This is a genomic window from Rhizobium lentis, assembly GCF_017352135.1.
GTDB classification, from domain to species: domain Bacteria; phylum Pseudomonadota; class Alphaproteobacteria; order Rhizobiales; family Rhizobiaceae; genus Rhizobium; species Rhizobium lentis.
Genome location: NZ_CP071454.1, coordinates 1,674,903 through 1,693,430, shown reverse-complemented (window position 1 = coordinate 1,693,430; position 18,528 = coordinate 1,674,903). Strand labels below are relative to the sequence as shown.

Sequence of the window (18,528 nt, the reverse complement as noted above, 5' to 3'; positions counted from 1 at the left end):
ATTATTTCTTCATCTGTTCCTTGAGAGCTGCGAGCTTGGCGAAAGGCGAATCCGGATCGATCGGCTTCTCCTTGCGCGGCGGCTTGGCCTCGAAGCGCAGCGGCTGCGCGCCGCGATTATTGTTGCGGTCGTTGCGGTCATTGCGCTCGCCGCGATCCTTGCGGTCGCCCCGATCCTGCCGGTCGCCGCGCGGCTGATCGCCCCGCGGTTGGCTGTCGCGGTCGCCCCTCGCCTGCTGCGGCCGGCCGCCGTCGCGACCGCCGCCGTCCTTGCCGCGGTTGTGGCGATTGTTGTCGCGGCCGTCACCGCCGCGATTGCCGTCGCCGCCTTCACCGGCCGGCCGGCGATTGCGATCACCGCGCTCGTGGTTCTGGCCGCCACGGCGTTCGCCATGCCCGCCGCGCGCCTGGCGCTGATTGTCGTTGCGACCGCCGAGACGCCACAGGAGAACCGGCTTCGGTTCCACCGGCTCGCCGGCTTCCCCCGGTGCGGACACCGTTGCCTCGGACGCGGACACCGCTTCTGCCGGAGCCGGCGCGGCTGCTTCGATCACTTCTGCCGAAGAGTGGGCCGGGACCGTTTCCGCCACGGCTGTTTCGACAGCCGCCTCGGCTGCCGGCGGTTCGGAAGCCGTCTCTTCGGCTGCCGCGTCGGCATCGTCGTGATCGGCATTGTCGGCCGACTCTTCCGCGGGCGTCTGCGCGGCGGCGGCAGGCGCCGAAGCCGCATCCTGCGCGGCGAGGTGCGCCGACGCCTCTTCCGCCTTCACGGCATCGGCGCGATAGCCGAGACCCTTGAGGATTTCTTCCATGTCCTCGAGCGTTGCACCGAGGATCGACAGCATCGCCGTCGTCGTGGTGAAGCGGCGGCCGTCATAGGCACCTTCCGGGCGGTTGGTCTGACCCGGCTTCCATTGCAGCAGCGGGCGGATGATGTCGGCCAGCCGTTCCAGGATGTCGATGCGCACGGCGCGCTTGCCGAGGAAACGGAAGCCGGCGAGCTTGTAGAACATCCGCTCGAAACTCGGATCGGTGACGACCGAGGTGCGGCCGGCGGCAAGCACGGGAATAAGATCGCCGTAGCCCGGCTTGTCGAGACCGTCGTTCTTTAGTGCCCAGAGCAGCGTGATCAGTTCGGCCGGCGCCGGCTTCAGAAGCGCGGGAACGAAGATATGGTAGGCGCCGAAACGCACGCCATAACGGCGCATGGAGGCGCGGGCCTCCTGATCCAGCGACTTCACCTCCTCGGTGACGTCGCGGCGGAAGAGCACGCCGAGATTCTCGACGAGCTGGAAGGCGAGGCCCTTGGCGAGACCCTGCAGGTCCTCGGCGCGCGACAGATCGTCGAGCGGCTTCAATACCGTGCTGATGTGATGATTGACGAAGCGCTCGATGCGGGCGGCAACGTGATCGCGGGCATTGCCCGTCAACTGCTCGTCGGCGAGCAGAATCACGCGCGGACGCATGACGTGATCGCTGCCCGAAAGCCGCGCCACCGGATCGCCCAGCCAACGGATCAACCCATCCGACCCGATGGCCAGGTCGCTGTTGCCGGCAGCATGCATCCGGGCTGCGCGGGCTTCAAATTCAAGCGCGAGCGCCTTCTGCGACGCAGCCTGAACCGCCTTGGCATCCGGTCCGTCCGTTCCCGCCACCGGCGTGAAACGGAATCCGCTCAATTGCCCTACATGATGTCCTTCAACGAAGACATCGCCATTCACACTGATTTCAGCTTCCAGCATCGCATTCTCTCTCAGGCGCTTCATGAGCACAGATGTCCTGCGATCAACAAAGCGTTTCGTCAACCTCTCATGTAACGCATCGGACAATCGATCTTCGATTTCCCGCGTCTTTTCCTGCCAATGTGTCGGATCGGCAAGCCAGCCGGGCCGATTCGAAACGTAGGTCCAGGTCCTTATCTGCGCGATTCGCGCCGAAAGCGTGTCAATTTCCCCATCTGTTCGATCGGAGCGATGAACCTGCTCCGCGAGAAACTGCTCGTTCACCGTGCCATAGCGGACGAGATCGGAAAAGAGGGTCGAGATAAGATCGGCATGTTGTGCCGGTGTGATACGCCGGTAGTCGGGAAGCGCGCAAGCCTCCCAGAGTTTTTCGACGCGCGCCGGTCTGTCGGCGAGATCGATGACCTCGGGATAGCGCGAAAGCTGCTCGAGCGCCTGCTGGTCGACCGCGGGCAGCGCCCTCGTCAGCCCCGGCACGCGCGGTCCGGCCTCGAGGCTGGCGCGAAGCGACTGGATCGAGGAGAAGTCCATCTCGGTCGTGCGCCACTGCAAGACTTTGACGTTGTCGAACTCGTGCCCTTCGATGTGCTGCACCAGCTCATCGTCAAAGGGGGAGACCTGCCCGGTCACACCGAAGGTTCCGTCGCGCACGTGCCGTCCCGCACGTCCGGCGATCTGGCCGAGTTCGGCTGGATTGAGATTACGGAACTGGTAGCCATCGAATTTGCGGTCCTGGGCGAAGGCGACGTGATCGACATCGAGATTGAGGCCCATGCCGATCGCATCCGTTGCCACCAGATATTCGACGTCGCCCGCCTGATACAGCGCGACCTGCGCATTGCGGGTGCGCGGGCTCAAAGCCCCCAGCACGACAGCCGCGCCGCCGCGCTGGCGGCGGATGAGCTCGGCGATGGCATAGACCTCGTCGGCGGAAAAAGCGACGATGGCCGAGCGCTGCGGCAGCCGGGTGATCTTCTTCTGCCCGGCGTAAAGGAGATGCGAAAGCCGCGGCCGCTCGACGATCGTGATGCCGGGCAGGATGTGCTGCAGGATCGGCCGCATCGTCGCAGCACCCAACAGCAGCGTTTCATCACGGCCGCGAAGATGCAGGATGCGGTCAGTGAAGATATGGCCGCGCTCAAGATCGCCGGCGAGCTGCACCTCGTCGATCGCAACGAAGGCAGCCTTGGTCTCGCGCGGCATTGCTTCGACGGTGCAGACGGAAAAACGTGCGTTGGGCGGCGAAATTTTTTCCTCGCCGGTGACCAGCGCCACGTGCTGCAAGCCGACCTTCTCTACCACCCGCGTATAGACCTCGCGCGCCAGCAGCCTGAGCGGCAGGCCGATCACGCCGGTCCCGTGTGCGACCATGCGCTCGATGGCATAATGGGTCTTGCCGGTATTTGTCGGTCCGAGCACCGCGGTCACACCGCGCCCGCTCAGAATCATCGGCTGCGAAGTCAGAGTCATGGTCCATGCAAACGAGGCGGGCGCCCCAGGGAAATCTCGGCTCCTCGATGGAAGCTAGAGAACACATGGACAGCTGCCGCCGCAAACGCAAGGGCAGATTTCAAAATGCACCTGAGATTACGACCTTTGCGAGTCCCGCAGAACGTCCGTAGAGATGATTCGGAACAGCGTGAGAACGAATCAGCGACGAATCGCTGACTCCCGCTGATTCAGCTTTTGTTCACGGCTAAGTATTGATTTTGAATCACTTTTTCCCACTAGATGCTGAATCACGACCCTTCCGCCCGTTGGCATTTTCGCTGTCGCCATCGGCTCCCTTCCGACTGATTGTCGGCAATTGAAAATTGCGCCGAAATTAACTTGTCGACCAAAGCCGGAACGAATCGGAGACGAATCGCTGACCATTTCGTTTTCGCCTTTCGTTCACGGCCATATCTGGTGGCAAAGCAGCGCCGATGCGCTAGATGCGGATCGCCATAGGATCTCCTCCTCCCGCGTCCCCGCATCGGCATTAATCTTGGAAAAGGTGGATTCAGAAGACGTTAAGTCGGAGACCCAATGTCGGTGCGTCGATCATACAGGGAACGAATCGCTGACGAATCGGCGACATCGCGGCTTTCCCGCTTTGTTCACCACAACATATTGTATTTAAAATATTTTTTTACCATGCCAACAATTTTCCGAGGTGACGAGGACCAGATCGCGCCACATTTCCAATACCGAACCGGGAACAAAAATCGCCAATGCGTGTTTCTTGTCCATCGAAATGCGGATGAATGAAGGGAACACCTCATGCTTGGCACTATACTTCTGGTTATCCTCATTCTGCTCTTAATCGGAGCCTTGCCGAATTGGGGCTACAGCCGCGGTTGGGGCTATGGACCTTCCGGCGGTTTGGGGCTAGTTCTCGTCATTATTATCATCCTTGTACTCATGGGCCGCATCTAAAGGCCAACAAACCTGGGGAGTTACGACATGATGAAGAAGATTGTTCTTATCGGCGCGCTGGTTGGCGCTCTCGCATCCTGCACGGCGACCGAGCAGGGCACGGCGATCGGCGCCGGCACCGGTGCGGTCATCGGCGGTGCCGTCACCAACAGCTGGGGTGGTGCCGCTGTCGGCGCCGTTGCCGGCGGTCTGACCGGCGCTCTCATCGGCCAGTCGGTCGAACGGCGCGGCTACTGCATCTATCGCGACCGCTACGGCCGCCGCTACGAGGCTCGGTGCCGTTACTGATCAGCAGCAGCATATCGGACTCCCAACGGGCGCTTATGCGCCCGTTTTTCTTTGCCGTCGGGCCTGTCAATATGGCGTTGACAGTCGGTCGCGAAAGTCAAACCTACCGGCGCCCGTTCGGCCGGCGCATATTTCCTTCGTGAGCGCGGAGCAGGCAACATCGCTCCGGCGCACCGAAAGGAATACTTCCATGGATCAGATTGTCTTGAATTCCGCCGTCGCGATTCTCATCGGCTCGGCGTTCGTGGCAACCGCAATCACAGCTCTTCGCGGTGAAGGTCGCTCGATACGGAAAGTGCCGGTCAAGGTCCGCGCGTCGCGGCATCGCAATACCTAACGCCCCTTCTGACTTGTCGGAGAACAGCGAAGGATCCGCTTGAGAGGCGCTACTTACGTCACCCGACGAGCCAATAAACAGGCAATGGCGCCTCCGCAGGAGACGCCATTGCTTCAAGTTCGTGGAATTTTCGTCGCGTTAAACGAAGAACTGCCCGCCATTGGCCGTCAGCGTCGAACCGGTGATGAAGCCGGCATCGTCGGATACAAGGAAGGTAACGCAGCGCGCGATCTCTTCCGGTTCGCCGAGACGACCGACGGGGATCTGCGGAATAATGCGCTCGTTCAGCACTTTCTCCGGTACGGCGAGCACCATTTCCGTTCCGATATATCCGGGGCAGATGGCATTGACGGTGATGTTTTTCGCTGCCCCTTCCTGGGCTAGCGCCTTGGTAAAGCCGAGATCGCCGGCCTTGGCCGCCGAATAGTTCGCCTGACCCATCTGGCCCTTTTGGCCGTTGATTGACGAGATGTTGACGATGCGGCCGAAGCTGCGATCGCGCATGCCGGTCCAGACCTGATGTGTCATGTTGAAGAGGCCGGTGAGATTGGTGTTGATCACCTCGTGCCATTGCTGCGGCGTCATCTTGTGGAACATCGCATCGCGGGTGATGCCGGCATTGTTGACGAGGATTTCGACCGGCCCGATCTCGCTTTCGACCCTGGCGATACCCTCGCCGCACGCACCATAGTCCGACACATCCCATTTGAACACCGCAACGCCGGTAACATCGTGGAAGGCCCTGGCCTTCTCGTCATTGCCAGCATAGGTGGCCGCAACCCTGTATCCGGCGTTCTTCAGCGCCATGGATATTGCTGCGCCGATGCCACGCGTACCTCCGGTGACCAGAGCCACTCTGCTCATGTTCCACTCCCCTGTTGTTATTCGCCCGCCTCGCGACGGGCTTTTCAATCAATGATGGATCGTATGCTGTTTAAAGTGCTTCAAAGCACATGGCGACGCCCATGCCGCCGCCGATGCAAAGCGTGGCGAGGCCTTTCTTCGCGCTGCGGCGCTTCATCTCGAACAGCAGCGTGTTGAGGATGCGCGCGCCGGAGGCGCCGATCGGATGGCCGATCGCGATCGCCCCTCCATTGACGTTGACGATCGATGGATCCCATCCGAGATCCTTGCTGACGGCGCAGGCCTGTGCCGCGAAGGCCTCGTTGGCTTCGACGAGGTCGAGATCGTTCACGGACCAGCCGGCCTTTTCGAGCGCCTTGCGCGAAGCCGGGATCGGCCCCGTGCCCATGATGGAAGGATCGACGCCAGCGGTTGCCCAGGAAACGATACGGGCGAGCGGCTGGATGCCGCGCCGGGCGGCCTCCGCTTCGCTCATCAGCACGGCTGCGGCCGCGCCGTCATTGAGGCCGGAGGCATTGGCGGCGGTGACCGTGCCGTCCTTGTCGAAGGCGGGACGCAGCTTGCCCATCGCCTCCAGCGTCGCGCCGTGGCGGATATATTCGTCGGAATCGACCGTCACGTCGCCCTTACGCGTCTGGATGATGTAGGGGATGATCTCGTCGGCAAAACGGCCGGCTTTCTGCGCGGCTTCCGCCTTGTTTTGCGAGGCGACCGCGAACTGATCCTGATCGTCGCGCGAAAGCTGCCACTGCCGCGCGATATTCTCGGCGGTGATGCCCATGTGGTAGCCATGGAAGGCGTCGGTCAGGCCGTCCTTGATCATCGTGTCGACCATCTTGACGCCGCCGCGCAAATGGGCGGCATGCGGCGCCATCGACATCGATTCCTGACCGCCGGCAACGATGATGCTGGCGTCGCCGGTGGCAATCTGCTGCATGCCGAGCGCGACTGCGCGCAGGCCCGAGCCGCAGAGCTGGTTTACGCCCCAGGCCGTTGCCTCCTTGGGAATACCGGCCTTGATCGCCGCCTGGCGGGCCGGGTTCTGGCCTTCGCCCGCGGCCAGCACCTGGCCCAGGATCACCTCATCCACCTCGCCGGCATCGACACCGGCACGCGCGAGCGCGCCCTTGATGACGGCCGCGCCGAGTTCGTGCGCGGGGACCGTTGCAAAAGCGCCGTTGAACGAGCCGACTGCGGTTCGACCTGCGCTGGCGATGACGACGGATGAATTGCTCATGGGGTGGCTCCTCGTTTTTCGTCTTACTTACATAAGGGGAAACTGGCAAAGCTTTGAGCACAAGTCAAACGCGAAGACCGGCTGCCGCCATTTTTCGGCGGCAGCCGTCAAAGCCGATTTGTTTGACCTGCTAAAGGTTTGCCGCATCGCACAAATAGATTGTCACCGGGCTTCTTTTGCGTTTACAGTCTGAAGTGGAGGAACATCCAGAAATCAGCGGGGGTTCAGGAGACTGATATGGCGAAGAATGAGGGTCAGATAGTCATCAAGAAATACGCCAATCGCCGCCTGTACAATACAGGCACCAGCACCTATGTGACGCTGGAAGATCTGGCGGAGATGGTGAAGAAGGGCGAAGACTTTACCGTCCAAGACGCAAAAAGCGGGGATGACATCACCCATTCGGTGCTGACCCAGATCATCTTCGAGCAGGAATCGAAGACCGGCAACACCCTCCTCCCGATCTCCTTTCTACGCCAGCTCATAACCTATTACGGCGATCAGATGCAGATGGTCGTGCCGAGCTTTCTCGAACATTCGATGCGCGCCTTCACCGAACAGCAGGCCCAGATGCGTGAGCAGGTGAACCGCGCCTTCGGCGAGACGCCGCTCGGCAAGAATCTGCAATTGCCGATGCAGATGGTCGAGGACCAGGTGCGCCGCAATACCGAGCTGTTTCAGCAGGCCATGCAGATGTTCTCGCCTTTCATGACGCCGCCGGCGGCGAAGGAAAGCCGCAAGGCCGAGGCCAAGGACATCGACGAGCTGAAGGAACAGCTCCGCGCCCTTCAGAACAAACTCGACAACCTATAGGCCGATAGAGACATCCCGCCCGGCGCTCCGGATCGAAACGGCAAAACCGCCGATCACATCGATCAGGGCAATCGTCATCAAAATGAAGAACACCTGGGTCGCGGCGTCCCGGACGAGCAGAAACTCGACCAGGAAGGCGATGAAGATCAGCATCGACAAAATGTGGTTGAGGAGGTTGCCGGAACCGGTTCTGCTGGCCTTCAGGATTTCGAAGAACAGCACGACAAGGGCGACGACGATGAAGAGATCGCCGAGCGCCATGCTCCAGATTGCGCCCGAGAGCATCGATAGCACGATGATGTCATGCTGCAGCGCTGGAATGCCGCCGTCGCCCATCAGGCCGAGCATCGCCAGATTGTAAAGAATAAACGGGATCATCATCAGCGGCATTGCAGCTATCATCGGCAATCTCCTTGGCGCAGAAAGAATACTGCCGCAAACCGTCGCCCCACTGCAAGTCAGCGCAAATATATTATCTTCAAAATGCAAAAAGGCCGGCGTGACGCCGGCCTTGAAATTTACGATCGGCCGAGCCGGATCGGGAATTATGCGCTTTCCTTCGGCGTCAGAACCTGGCGGCCGCGATACATACCGGTCTTCAGATCGATATGGTGCGGGCGACGCAGTTCGCCGGAGTTCTTGTCTTCGACATAGGTCGGAGCCTTCAGTGCGTCAGCCGAACGGCGCATGCCGCGCTTGGACGGGCTCGTTTTTCTCTTCGGTACAGCCATTTTTCTTACTCCACTTGCGGGCAAAACATTCCCACGGCCAGACTGGCGGCCGAAACGGACATGTCGCGATTTCGGAAATTTTGCGCGCTTATACATGCAAGGGCCGGCCTTGACCAGTCCCCATATGTATTTTTTGCGAAGTCGGCGATTCGATCCTCAGACCTCGTCTTCCGCCACGACCCAGGGCTCGGCGCGGGCCGCTTCTTCCCATTTCCGCCAGGCCGGGTGGGCCTTCATGGTCTCCATGTAAGCCAGTGTGTCGCTCCGGCCGACGAGATCATAGACATCGAACCGGTTCACGACAGGCGCAAACATCGCATCCGCGCCGCTGAACGCTCCAAACAAAAACGGCCCGCCGGATTGCTGCAGAAGGTCGCGCCAGAGCGTTTCGATGCGGCTGATATCGTCCTCGACACCATCCGGCAGCGCGATCCTGGCTTTTGGCCGGCGGATATTCATCGGGCAGGCGGCGCGGAGCGCCCGGAAACCCGAAAGCATTTCCATCGAAACCGAACGGACCAGCGCCCGCGCAGCGCGATCTGTCGGCAGAAGGCCGGCATCGGGAGAAAGCTCGGCGGCATATTCGATGATCGCCAGCGACTCCCATATCTTCAATGCGCCGTGCTTGAGAAGCGGCACTCGCCCGGTCGGTGAAATCGCCTTGATATTGGGATTGCCACTGGGATAGTCGAAGGGGATCAGCACTTCCTCGAAATCGATGCCGGCGCCCGTCAACGCCATCCAGGGCCGGAACGACCAGGAGGAGTAGTTCTTGTTGGCGATGTAGAGTGTCGGTCTGTCCATGGGCTTCTCCCGTTCAGGCGTCGAAATCGAAGATCAGCAATTCGTGGAAATGGTTCATATCCTCGAACACGCAGAATGCCGGCGGCGTCAACTCGAAAACGGGAGCCTTGCGGCGGATATCCTCGGCCACGTCGTCGAGCATCGCCTGCCAGCGCGGCAAGGCCTCGTCCTCCAGCCGTTCAATCGCATAGGCGAAGGTGATGTGAAATTTGTAATCCTCATGGTTGGGCTGGCGATAGCCGAGAAGATCGGCAAAGGCATCGCGCCAGGCACGCATGATCTTGCGGTCCTTTTCCGTCGCCCCGTCGACAAGCAGACCCGATGGGCGAGCTTCGACGATGGCGACATTGAAGGGGTCGGTCATCGAAAAACCTTCGAGCCGCGCCGCCATCAGCTTGGTCATGTCGTCGACCGGCGTCTCGAGCGGGAGATCGTTCGGCCAGTATTCCGGCCGGCGCCTGGTCTCGATGATACCTTCGAAAAGCGTCATGTGAAGGCTTGATATCGGCGTGAAGAGAAACTGCTGGGCCTCGGGCACCACCAGATATTTCTCCCGCGCCTCAATCAGCACCGTCTGCGTCCGCGAACCTTTCTCGATATGGCAGACGACGGTATTGCCGGCTTCCGGCAGAAAGCCGCCGGCCTTGCGATAACGACTGCCGAGATGGGTGGGCGGGTTCGGATTGTGCGTCTTTGAATAAAGAAGAAGCTCGGGAGAAAATGTCGTGGGGGTCATGGGCGACTCGGGGCTCAGGTTGGACTGCATTCGCCCATATGGCAGAACCAAGAATGTCAGATGACGGCCGGTGCACCAGCCAGAAATCGGATTGGGCTTTCAGAAGCGCGATGTACAAATTTCAAAGGTCTGGAGCGCCGTTTGCGTGTCCGAGGACGCACGGCGCTCCGGTGGTGTCTAACGATAGGCTCTGATCTCATTCATAGATGCACTTGATGTAGTCGCCCGAACCTTGCCCACGCCGCTCGATGACGCCGGCAAGCCGGCGGAGGCCTCGTCCGGGTTTGCCGGCATTGCGGTCGATCGGGTTCGGCAGCGAGACGGCAAGCAGCGAGGCCTGGCGGCGCGTCAGCTTCGCGGCCGGCACCTTGAAATGATGCTGGGCCGCCGCCTCGATGCCGTAAATGCCGGGACCCCATTCGGCGATATTAAGATAGATTTCCATCAGCCGCCGCTTCGACAGGACGAAATCGGTGGTGACGGCGAGCGGAAGCTCCATCGCCTTGCGCACGAAGGAGCGGCTGTTCCAAAGAAAAAGGTTCTTCGCTGTCTGCATCGGGATCGTGCTGCCGCCACGCGTTGCCTGGCCTTTCAGCGTATCCTCGACCAGCATGCGCATCTCCGCCCAATCGACGCCGCCGTGAAAGCAATATTGACCGTCCTCGGACATCATCACGGATTGCACCAGGACCGGAGAGATTTCATCCAGCGATACCCATCTGCGGTCGTAGCCACGCAGCAGCACGAGATCGCGCAGCATCAGCGTCGAGACGGGATGGATGAAAGGCAGCAGGTAAAGCAAGATCAGCACGTAGGGGAGGATCAGCACGGCCAGCAAGGCAAGAACGATGCGTTTTAGCGCAGGCCGATTTTCGAACCATCGCCGACGGGCCGGCATGTCGGCGATATCCTCTCTGTCAGGCGCTATATCCAATGTCCCTAGCCCATTTCGCTCCCTTTCGTTCTCATAACGCCTGCGAGGCGCATATGCCAGAGCACATCGGAAATCTTGCGGCGGTCATCGACAATTCCGTTGCAAGCCCCGGTGCCCCATGCCAAACAGCGCCCATGGACGCGAACCGGGACACTTTCGAGACGAGGCTTAGCAACAACGCCCGCGAAATCGAGGCGCTGCTCGACGCATTGCTTTCACCGAGCCCTCTTTCCGATGAAATCGCCAGGCCGGGTACGCTGCGCAGCGCCATGCACTATGCCGTTCTGAACGGCGGCAAGCGGCTGCGTCCGTTCCTGGTCGCCGAAAGTGCGGCCCTTCTCGGCGGCGATGAGCAGGCCGCGCTTCGTGTCGGCGCCGCGCTCGAATGTGTTCACTGCTATTCCCTCGTGCATGACGATCTGCCGGCCATGGACGATGACGACCTGCGCCGCGGCAAGCCGACGGTCCACATCAAGTTCGACGAAGCCACAGCGATCCTTGCCGGCGACAGCCTGCTGACCTATGCCTTCGACGTCATCGCAGCGCCGGAAACCACCCTTCCCGATACGGCCAAGGCCTCGCTGGTGCTGGCCCTCGCCCGGGCCGCCGGTCTCGGCGGTATGGCTGGCGGCCAGGCGCTCGACCTCGCGGCGGAAAAACAAGCGCCAGACGAGGCCGGCATCATCCGTCTGCAGGCGATGAAAACAGGCGCGCTGATCCGCTTCGCCTGCGAAGCCGGCGCCATCATCGCGGGTAGCGCTTCGGACGATCGCCGCCGCCTCCGCGCCTTCGGCGAAAAGATCGGCCTTGCCTTCCAGCTCGCCGACGACATTCTCGACCTGACTTCGGATGCTGAGACCATGGGCAAGGCGACCGGCAAGGATGCGGCCCGCGGCAAGGGAACGCTCGTGGCGCTGCACGGCATGGAATGGGCCGAGACCGAGCTGCGCCGGCACGTCGAAGACGCCGAAGCGCTGCTCGCCCCTTATGGCGCCCGCGCTTCGATTCTCACCGCCGCGGCGCATTTCATCGCCGACCGGAAGAGCTGAGCTGGAGCCTTTCCTGATCAGATTGAATCATTCTGTTGGCTCAAACGGAGTCGGATGGTCGACCGGCCGGCCCGGTCGAGCGTTTCAAGGCCGGTGGTCGAGAGGCGATGCTCGATCGTTCCTCCCGGCCTCATGCCATGCCCCGGCAGACCAGTCAGGCGCTGGCGGAGCGCATCATCACGCTTCGCCGCCAGCGCCTGACTGGCAAGCACATCGCGATCGAAACCGGTGTATCTGCAGCGACGGTGAGCCGGGTTCTCAAGCGCGCAGGCCTCTCCCGCCTCAAGGATATCGAGCCGGCCGAGCCTGTGCGTCGTTATGAACGCCAGGCTCCCGGCGAGATGATTCATATCGACATCAAGAAGCTCGGCCGGTTGAGGTCGGCCACCGCATCACCGGCGATCGTACTCGGCAGAGTTCGCGCAGAGGCAAGAGTTGGGGCGCCGGTTGGGAATGCGTTCATGTGGCCATCGACGATGCCTCTCGCATCGCTTTCTCACAGATATTGCCGGACGAGACGAAAGAAAGCGCCGTGGCCTTCTTGAAGGCGGCATTGGCCTATTATGCCAGCCTCGGGATCGCGGTCGAGCGCGTCATGACCGACAATGGTCCCTGCTACACATCAAAGCCATTCGTTCAAGCTTGCCGCGACAACGGCCTCAAGCACGTCCGCACCAGACCATACACGCCTAAAACCAACGGAAAGGCCGAACGCTTATCCAGACCGCCCTCAGAGAGTGGGCCTACGCCGTCGCCTATCCCAACTCGGACATGCGCGCCGCCGAACTGCCAGGATGGCTTCATCGCTACAATTGGCACAGGCCTCACGGAAGTCTAAACTCAAAACCACCAATCACTAGGCTCGCTCTTACCCAGGACAACCTGTTGAGGCTCCACATCTAGATCAGGCCGCCAGTATTTCCTTGAGAGCGGAAACGAGCCGCGCGCATTCCTCATCCGTGCCGATGCTGATGCGCAGGAAATCCGCAATGCGTGGCTTGGCGAAAAGCCGGACGAGAACGGCCCGCTCCCGAAGCGCGGCCAAAAGCTCAGCGCCCGACCGGCTTTTGTGACGCGCGAAAACGAAATTCGCCTGAGATGGCAGGATCTCGAAATCCAAAGCGTCAAGCTCCCCGACGAGGCTTTTCCGGCTGGCGATGACTTTCCGCCGGCTTGTCTCGAACCAGGCCTCGTCTTTGATTGCCGCTGTCGCGGCGACCTGCGCCAGGCGATCGAGCGGATAGGAATTGAAGCTGTCCTTGACGCGCGCCAGCGCCTCGATCAGATCCCGCTGTCCTAGCGCAAAGCCGACGCGCAGACCCGCAAACGAACGGGACTTCGACAAGGTCTGGACAACAAGCAGGTTGGGATATTTGGAGATGAGCGGCACGGCGCTTTCACCTCCGAAATCGACATAGGCCTCGTCTATCACGACGACCGCATCCGGATGAGCGGCAAGAAGCGCCTCTACTTCGGCCAGCGGCAGGCCGATGCCGGTCGGCGCATTCGGATTGGGAATGATGATCGCGCCGCACGACCTGTCATAATCCGAGAGCTTGATCCGGAACTGCTCATCGACCGGTATCTCGATCGCCTCAATGCCATATAGCAGGCAATAGGTCGGATAGAAGCTGTAGGTCACATCGGGATAGAGAAGCGGCAGGTCGTGTTTCAATAGCGCCTGGAACGTATGGGCGAGAACCTCGTCAGAGCCGTTGCCGATGAACACTTCTTCCGCCGTCAGGCCGAAACGGGCGGCAATTGCCTCGCGCAACTCGGTTGCGGCGGGATCGGGATAGAGCCGCAAACGCTCATCCGCCGCTTGCCCGATCGCCTCCAGCGCCTTTGGAGACGGTCCATATGGATTCTCATTGGTATTGAGCTTGACCAGCCCGGGGATGCGCGGCTGCTCGCCTGCGACATAAGGCCGAAGCTTGCTGACGATATCGGACCAGTACCGGCTCATCGAAACTCGCGGGCGTTCATTCTGCGGCCGTGCGGCGGCCGAAACGCTTTTCGATATAGTCGACGACAAGCGCTTCGAAATCGGAGGCGATGTTGGGACCGCGCAGCGTCAGCGCCTTCTTGCCGTCGATGAAAACCGGCGCGGCCGGTGTCTCGCCGGTGCCGGGAAGCGAAATGCCGATATCTGCATGTTTGCTTTCGCCCGGTCCGTTGACGATGCAACCCATGACGGCGACGTTCAGAGCCTCGACGCCGGGATACTTCTCGCGCCAGACCGGCATGTTCTTGCGAATATCGGCCTGGATGTTCTGGGCAAGCTCCTGGAACACCGTCGAGGTCGTGCGCCCGCAGCCGGGACAGGCGGCAACGACAGGAACGAACTGGCGGAAGCCCATGACCTGCAGGATTTCCTGCGCCACCTGGACTTCGCGTGTGCGGTCGCCGTTCGGCTCCGGCGTCAGCGAGACGCGGATCGTATCGCCGATGCCGTGCTGCAGCACGAAGCCCATCGCGGCCGACGAGGCGACGACACCCTTGGTTCCCATGCCGGCTTCCGTCAGGCCGAGATGCAGCGCATGATTGGAGCGCTCGGCGAGCATGGAATTGACAGCGATCAGGTCCTGCACCTGGCTGACTTTCGCCGACAGGATGATGCGGTTGCGCGGCAGCCCGATTTCCTCGGCGAGGGCGGCCGAAAGCAGCGCTGACTGCACGATCGCCTCGCGAGTCACCTGGCGAGCCGAAAGCGGCGAGCCGGCTTCAGCATTCTGGTCCATCAGCGCCGTCAAGAGATCCTGATCGAGCGAGCCCCAGTTGACGCCGATGCGCACCGGTTTGTCGTAGCGGATCGCCATCTCGATGATCTCGGCGAACTGCTTGTCCTTCTTGTCCTTGAAGCCGACATTGCCGGGATTGATGCGGTATTTCGCCAGCGCCTCGGCGCAGGCGGGATGATCGGCCAGCAGCTTGTGACCGATATAGTGGAAGTCGCCGATCAGCGGCACGTCCATGCCAAGCCGCAGCAGCCGCTCACGGATCTTCGGCACGGCCGCCGCGCTCTCGTCGCGGTCGACGGTGATGCGCACCAGCTCTGAACCCGCCCTGTGGAGGGCCGCAACCTGCGCGACGGTCGAATCGATATCGGCCGTATCCGTATTCGTCATGGATTGCACGACGATCGGCGCGCCGCCGCCGACGATGACGCCGCCGACATCGACGGCGACAGAAGCGCGGCGCGGTTTCGGATCAAAATCGGCGGCTGACAACATGAAGAGTTCTTGCACCCCTAAAGCATGTCGCGCAAAAAATGCGAAGCGGTTTGCGATAACGACATGCGCAAAAATAAAGGATCGAAAGCGCGGGGAGCAAATCTGAAAAATTGCCTCGCGCTTTAGAAACAGAGCCTTTCAGGTGGATCATGACCGCTTTCTTGTCAACCGCCCCCTGTATCACTTTTGTTTGGAGGTGGCTCAGTGGCCGCCTCCGGAGACCCCGTCGGCATAATGGGCCAGCTTGGAAAACATCAGAACGAACAGCAGCAGCACCGGCAGGGCCATGAAGACGACGGCAAAGCCGCTATGCTCGGCGACGAAGCCGATCACGGACGGTGCGACCAGCATGCCGGAATAACCCATGGTCGTGACGACCGAAATGCCGATGCCGGGCTTGAGGCCGGGAATATTGCCCGCTGCCGAGAAGGCGATCGGCACCATGTTGGAAATGCCGATGCCGCAAAGGGCAAAGCCGAGGATGGCAATTTCGGCATCCGGCGCAAGGCTCGCCAGCAGCATGCCGGCGATGGCAAACAGCGTGCAGATGCGCAGCGTCTTGACGCCGCCGAGGCGGTCGCGCACCAGATCGCCGGCGAAGCGCATGATTGCCATGGTCGCCGAAAAGGCTGCGAAACCGAGACCGGAAAGCGCGATCGACGCATCCATTTCCTGCCGGAGATAGAGCGCGCCCCAATCCAGAACCGCGCCTTCCGGCACCATCGAGAACAGCGCCATCAGTCCGAGCAGCCACGGCAGCGGCACCATTGGCAGCTTCGTTTTTTCCTTCTTGGCGTCGGGATGCGGCGGATCGGCAAGCATCATCGGCCAGGCGATGGCGAGAAAGATTGCCGCGAGCACCGTCGCCAGCTGTGCATGGCCGAGAATGCCAAGCTTGGCGATCACGACGCCGCCGAGACCCGAGCCGATCAGACCGCCAAGGCTCCAGAAAGCATGGCAGGACGACATGATGGCGCGGCGCATCGATTTTTCGACAGACACCGCATTGGCGTTCATCGCCACATCCATCGCACCAATAAAACCGCCGAACAGGAAAAGCGCGATTGCTCCGGTGATCACATTCGGCGCGAGCGTCAATGCCAGAAGCAGCGGCAGCACGCAGACCGCCGTTGCCCGCACGACGACACGCGAGCCATGTCTGGCGATCTGTGCGCCGGCGATCGGCATCATGACCAGGGAGCCGACGCCGAAAACGAGGATCATCAGCCCAAGCTGGAATTTGGTCAGCCCGAGACGCTCGGCGAAATCCGGAATCTTGGGCGCCCAGCAGCCGACGACAAAGCCGTTCATGAGAAAGAGCAGGGAAACCGCCGTCCTGGTTCTGGTGATGAAACCGCTGCGCACCCCTGGAGGCGCATTCACATGACTGTCCATTTTCAGTCTTTCCTCGTTGTCGGGCTTGGGAGCGCCCGTTTTCTAAACTCTGTAACGGCGGCTCAGTTCGTTTTTTCGGCGATGACAGTTCGGCACCCACGCTCGCGGTAAGCCGCGAGCAGAGCCGGATCGGCATCGTGCTCGACAACAAGGCACTCGCAATGCGCAACCGGCAGAATGCTGTGGGGCGCGGCGGTGCTGAATTTCTCCGAGGTTACCGCCGCCAGTACCTTCTTGCTTCTCGATGCCGCAAACCGCTTGAACTCCGCATCCTCGAAGCCGAACACGGTAATGCCGGCCTCCAGATCGATGCCGCAGGCGCCGAGAATGCAGAGATCGGGCGAAATCTGCTCCATATCCCGCAAGGCTTTGGCGCCGAGCGCGCCGCCCGTCTGTCGGTCGACCATGCCGCCGATCAGGATGACGTTGACGGCAGGCTTGTCGATGAGCGCTGCGGCAATCACCGGCGCGTTCGTCGCGGCCGTCAGCTCGAGTTCGGCGGGCAAGGCATTGGCGATCGCCAGATTGGTGCTGCCGGCATCGAAAAACACGCACGAACCGGCAGTGATCTGCTTTGCCGCGGCCCGTGCTAAGGCCTGCTTGCGATCAGCGGCCAATCCCATGCGCTGCGTCAGGCTTCCATGCGCCGGCGAAACCGGCAACGCGCCACCATAGACCCGCTCGCAGAGCCCTGCCGCCGCCATTTCGCGTAGGTCGCGCCGCACCGTGTCCTCGGAGACGCCGAATTCCGTCGCAAGTTCCGACGCCAGGACGCGGCCATTCAGCCGCAGCCGCTCGGAAATGACGCTTTGACGCTCTCGCAATAGAAAATCCTGCATGTTCCTACCGGATCGGTGGCTGTAGTGGCACAAACGTGCATAAACACTTATGATCAGGCATGCAACATGCATCTCTACACGTTTCCTGACGTGATGATACAAAGTAGCAACGGAGAGAACTCCCAGCCCATAGGTCTGGAGATGGAGCAAGCGGCCGCGCACTGCCCACGCCATCCGCCATTCCATGGAATTCATGCCTAAGGACGACCGCCGGAGAAAAATATTTGCAGTTGCTGCTTTTATTCGCAGTTTTCTACGCTTCCGGCGCCCTAGTTTTCTGCAAAGTATCGCTCACCCGATCACAATCTCCCAAGGATGGATAGAACTATGAACTGGTTGAAAACTGTCGCCACCGCTGCCCTTATTCAGGCTGCAGTCCTTCTGCCCGCCCATGCCGGCGAAAATCTCGCCGCCATCAAGTCGGCCGGCGTCTTCAAGATCGGAACGGAGGGAACCTATGCGCCCTTCACCTATCACGACGAAAGCGGCAAGCTCGTCGGCTTCGACGTCGAGATCGGCGAGGCGATCGCTGCCAAGCTCGGCGTCAAGGCCGAATTCGTCGAAGGCAAATGGGATGGCCTGATCGCCGGCCTTGATGCCAAGCGCTACGACACCGTCATCAACCAGGTCGGCATCACCGAGGCGCGCAAGCAGAAATACGATTTCTCCGAACCCTATATCGCTTCCAAGGCAGTGCTGATCGTCCGCGAGGGCGACGACAGCATCAAGACCTTCGCCGACCTCAAGGGCAAGAAATCCGCCCAGTCACTGACCAGCAACTTCGGCAAGATCGCAACCGAAGCCGGCGCTGAGCTCGTCGGCACCGACGGTTTCGACCAGTCGATTCAGCTGGTGCTCACCAAGCGCGCCGATGCGACGATCAATGACAGCCTCTCCTTCCTCGATTTCAAGAAGCATAAGCCGGACGCGCCGGTGAAGATCGCCGCCGAGCAGGAGAATGCCGATTATTCCGGCATCATCATCCGCAAGAACGAGCCTGAGCTACTCGCCGAAATCAACAAGGCGCTTGCCGACATCAAGGCCGACGGCACTTACAAGAAGATCGCCGACAAATATTTCGGCCAGGACGTTTCCAAGTAAACATCGTT

18 protein-coding genes and 1 pseudogene are annotated in these 18,528 nt (G+C 61.0%); 7 read left to right on the top strand and 12 right to left on the bottom strand.

Annotation, left to right across the window (positions count from 1 at the left end; genetic code table 11):
• Position 1 precedes the first annotated feature (1 nt).
• Entirely contained in the window at positions 2-3,211 is a 3,210-nt protein-coding gene (locus tag J0663_RS08125; protein WP_207243911.1) for a helicase-related protein, read from the bottom strand.
• A 792-nt stretch (positions 3,212-4,003) separates the two neighbouring features.
• Here J0663_RS08125 and J0663_RS08120 point away from each other — a divergent pair.
• The 3 genes from J0663_RS08120 (at position 4,004) to J0663_RS08110 (ending at position 4,784) form a co-directional block, all read left to right on the top strand.
• Complete coding sequence (locus J0663_RS08120) at positions 4,004-4,159, top strand: DUF3309 family protein (protein ID WP_003543790.1); 156 nt, start codon at positions 4,004-4,006, stop codon at positions 4,157-4,159.
• A 27-nt stretch (positions 4,160-4,186) separates the two neighbouring features.
• Positions 4,187-4,447 carry a YMGG-like glycine zipper-containing protein gene (locus J0663_RS08115; RefSeq protein ID WP_009991900.1) on the top strand — a complete coding sequence of 87 codons (261 nt, stop codon included), beginning with the start codon at positions 4,187-4,189 and terminating at the stop codon, positions 4,445-4,447.
• 190 nt (positions 4,448-4,637) lie between these two features.
• Positions 4,638-4,784, top strand: coding sequence for a hypothetical protein (locus J0663_RS08110; protein WP_207243910.1), 147 nt, complete (start codon positions 4,638-4,640; stop codon positions 4,782-4,784).
• A gap of 138 nt (positions 4,785-4,922) precedes the next feature.
• Here the strand turns inward: J0663_RS08110 and phbB are convergent, their stop codons facing one another.
• Together phbB and J0663_RS08100 are read right to left on the bottom strand one after the other, a co-directional pair.
• Positions 4,923-5,648, bottom strand: a complete 726-nt coding sequence (gene phbB, locus J0663_RS08105; protein ID WP_207243909.1) for a beta-ketoacyl-ACP reductase — start codon at positions 5,646-5,648, stop codon at positions 4,923-4,925.
• A 70-nt stretch (positions 5,649-5,718) separates the two neighbouring features.
• Positions 5,719-6,885 (bottom strand): acetyl-CoA C-acetyltransferase, encoded by a 1,167-nt coding sequence (locus tag J0663_RS08100; RefSeq protein WP_207243908.1) that lies wholly within the window; start codon positions 6,883-6,885, stop codon positions 5,719-5,721.
• A 237-nt stretch (positions 6,886-7,122) separates the two neighbouring features.
• Here J0663_RS08100 and phaR point away from each other — a divergent pair, with 237 nt between their 5' ends.
• Positions 7,123-7,698, top strand: a complete 576-nt coding sequence (gene phaR, locus J0663_RS08095) for a polyhydroxyalkanoate synthesis repressor PhaR (protein WP_207243907.1) — start codon at positions 7,123-7,125, stop codon at positions 7,696-7,698.
• On the opposite strand, the gene J0663_RS08090 is transcribed toward phaR, so the two are convergent.
• The 5 genes from J0663_RS08090 to mtgA form a co-directional block, all read right to left on the bottom strand.
• A complete protein-coding gene (locus J0663_RS08090) occupies positions 7,693-8,100 on the bottom strand; it encodes a hypothetical protein (protein ID WP_207243906.1) in 408 nt (135 codons plus the stop codon). The genes phaR and J0663_RS08090 overlap by 6 nt on opposite strands.
• Positions 8,101-8,243: 143 nt before the next feature.
• Positions 8,244-8,429: a 50S ribosomal protein L32 gene (rpmF, locus tag J0663_RS08085; RefSeq protein ID WP_003543812.1), complete on the bottom strand. Its 186-nt coding sequence runs from the start codon at positions 8,427-8,429 to the stop codon at positions 8,244-8,246.
• A gap of 156 nt (positions 8,430-8,585) precedes the next feature.
• Complete coding sequence (locus J0663_RS08080; RefSeq protein WP_207243905.1) at positions 8,586-9,233, bottom strand: glutathione S-transferase family protein; 648 nt, start codon at positions 9,231-9,233, stop codon at positions 8,586-8,588.
• 13 nt (positions 9,234-9,246) lie between these two features.
• Positions 9,247-9,969 carry a DUF1868 domain-containing protein gene (locus tag J0663_RS08075; RefSeq protein ID WP_207243904.1) on the bottom strand — a complete coding sequence of 241 codons (723 nt, stop codon included), beginning with the start codon at positions 9,967-9,969 and terminating at the stop codon, positions 9,247-9,249.
• A gap of 196 nt (positions 9,970-10,165) precedes the next feature.
• Entirely contained in the window at positions 10,166-10,903 is a 738-nt protein-coding gene (gene mtgA / locus J0663_RS08070) for a monofunctional biosynthetic peptidoglycan transglycosylase (RefSeq protein WP_207243903.1), read from the bottom strand.
• A gap of 134 nt (positions 10,904-11,037) precedes the next feature.
• Here mtgA and J0663_RS08065 point away from each other — a divergent pair, with 134 nt between their 5' ends.
• Positions 11,038-11,952, top strand: coding sequence for a polyprenyl synthetase family protein (locus tag J0663_RS08065; protein ID WP_207243902.1), 915 nt, complete (start codon positions 11,038-11,040; stop codon positions 11,950-11,952).
• Positions 11,891-12,855: pseudogene (locus tag J0663_RS08060) on the top strand (IS481 family transposase). Before J0663_RS08065 ends, J0663_RS08060 begins: the two are co-directional and overlap by 62 nt.
• A gap of 1 nt (position 12,856) precedes the next feature.
• On the opposite strand, the gene hisC reads toward J0663_RS08060, so the two are convergent.
• From hisC to J0663_RS08040, 4 genes are all read right to left on the bottom strand, one after another.
• Positions 12,857-13,918, bottom strand: coding sequence for a histidinol-phosphate transaminase (gene hisC / locus J0663_RS08055; RefSeq protein WP_207243901.1), 1,062 nt, complete (start codon positions 13,916-13,918; stop codon positions 12,857-12,859).
• Between the two features lie 16 nt (positions 13,919-13,934).
• Positions 13,935-15,185 carry a flavodoxin-dependent (E)-4-hydroxy-3-methylbut-2-enyl-diphosphate synthase gene (ispG, locus tag J0663_RS08050; RefSeq protein ID WP_207243900.1) on the bottom strand — a complete coding sequence of 417 codons (1,251 nt, stop codon included), beginning with the start codon at positions 15,183-15,185 and terminating at the stop codon, positions 13,935-13,937.
• A gap of 201 nt (positions 15,186-15,386) precedes the next feature.
• On the bottom strand, positions 15,387-16,580 hold the full coding sequence (locus J0663_RS08045) for an MFS transporter (protein ID WP_207243899.1): 1,194 nt from the start codon (positions 16,578-16,580) through the stop codon (positions 15,387-15,389).
• A gap of 62 nt (positions 16,581-16,642) precedes the next feature.
• On the bottom strand, positions 16,643-17,419 hold the full coding sequence (locus J0663_RS08040) for a DeoR/GlpR family DNA-binding transcription regulator (protein ID WP_207243898.1): 777 nt from the start codon (positions 17,417-17,419) through the stop codon (positions 16,643-16,645).
• Positions 17,420-17,746: 327 nt separating this feature from the next.
• On the opposite strand from J0663_RS08040, the gene J0663_RS08035 reads away from it, so the two are divergent.
• A complete protein-coding gene (locus tag J0663_RS08035; RefSeq protein WP_207243897.1) occupies positions 17,747-18,520 on the top strand; it encodes an amino acid ABC transporter substrate-binding protein in 774 nt (257 codons plus the stop codon).
• The last annotated feature ends 8 nt before the right edge of the window (positions 18,521-18,528 follow it).

Coding starts and splice junctions, on each gene's coding strand:
- J0663_RS08125 (WP_207243911.1), bottom strand. CDS start 3,211: ATGACTCTGACTTCGCAGCCGATGATTCTGAGCGGGCGCGGTGTGACC.
- J0663_RS08120 (WP_003543790.1), top strand. CDS start 4,004: ATGCTTGGCACTATACTTCTGGTTATCCTCATTCTGCTCTTAATCGGA.
- J0663_RS08115 (WP_009991900.1), top strand. CDS start 4,187: ATGATGAAGAAGATTGTTCTTATCGGCGCGCTGGTTGGCGCTCTCGCA.
- J0663_RS08110 (WP_207243910.1), top strand. CDS start 4,638: ATGGATCAGATTGTCTTGAATTCCGCCGTCGCGATTCTCATCGGCTCG.
- phbB (WP_207243909.1), bottom strand. CDS start 5,648: ATGAGCAGAGTGGCTCTGGTCACCGGAGGTACGCGTGGCATCGGCGCA.
- J0663_RS08100 (WP_207243908.1), bottom strand. CDS start 6,885: ATGAGCAATTCATCCGTCGTCATCGCCAGCGCAGGTCGAACCGCAGTC.
- phaR (WP_207243907.1), top strand. CDS start 7,123: ATGGCGAAGAATGAGGGTCAGATAGTCATCAAGAAATACGCCAATCGC.
- J0663_RS08090 (WP_207243906.1), bottom strand. CDS start 8,100: ATGATAGCTGCAATGCCGCTGATGATGATCCCGTTTATTCTTTACAAT.
- rpmF (WP_003543812.1), bottom strand. CDS start 8,429: ATGGCTGTACCGAAGAGAAAAACGAGCCCGTCCAAGCGCGGCATGCGC.
- J0663_RS08080 (WP_207243905.1), bottom strand. CDS start 9,233: ATGGACAGACCGACACTCTACATCGCCAACAAGAACTACTCCTCCTGG.
- J0663_RS08075 (WP_207243904.1), bottom strand. CDS start 9,969: ATGACCCCCACGACATTTTCTCCCGAGCTTCTTCTTTATTCAAAGACG.
- J0663_RS08065 (WP_207243902.1), top strand. CDS start 11,038: ATGGACGCGAACCGGGACACTTTCGAGACGAGGCTTAGCAACAACGCC.
- hisC (WP_207243901.1), bottom strand. CDS start 13,918: ATGAGCCGGTACTGGTCCGATATCGTCAGCAAGCTTCGGCCTTATGTC.
- ispG (WP_207243900.1), bottom strand. CDS start 15,185: ATGTTGTCAGCCGCCGATTTTGATCCGAAACCGCGCCGCGCTTCTGTC.
- J0663_RS08045 (WP_207243899.1), bottom strand. CDS start 16,580: ATGGACAGTCATGTGAATGCGCCTCCAGGGGTGCGCAGCGGTTTCATC.
- J0663_RS08040 (WP_207243898.1), bottom strand. CDS start 17,419: ATGCAGGATTTTCTATTGCGAGAGCGTCAAAGCGTCATTTCCGAGCGG.
- J0663_RS08035 (WP_207243897.1), top strand. CDS start 17,747: ATGAACTGGTTGAAAACTGTCGCCACCGCTGCCCTTATTCAGGCTGCA.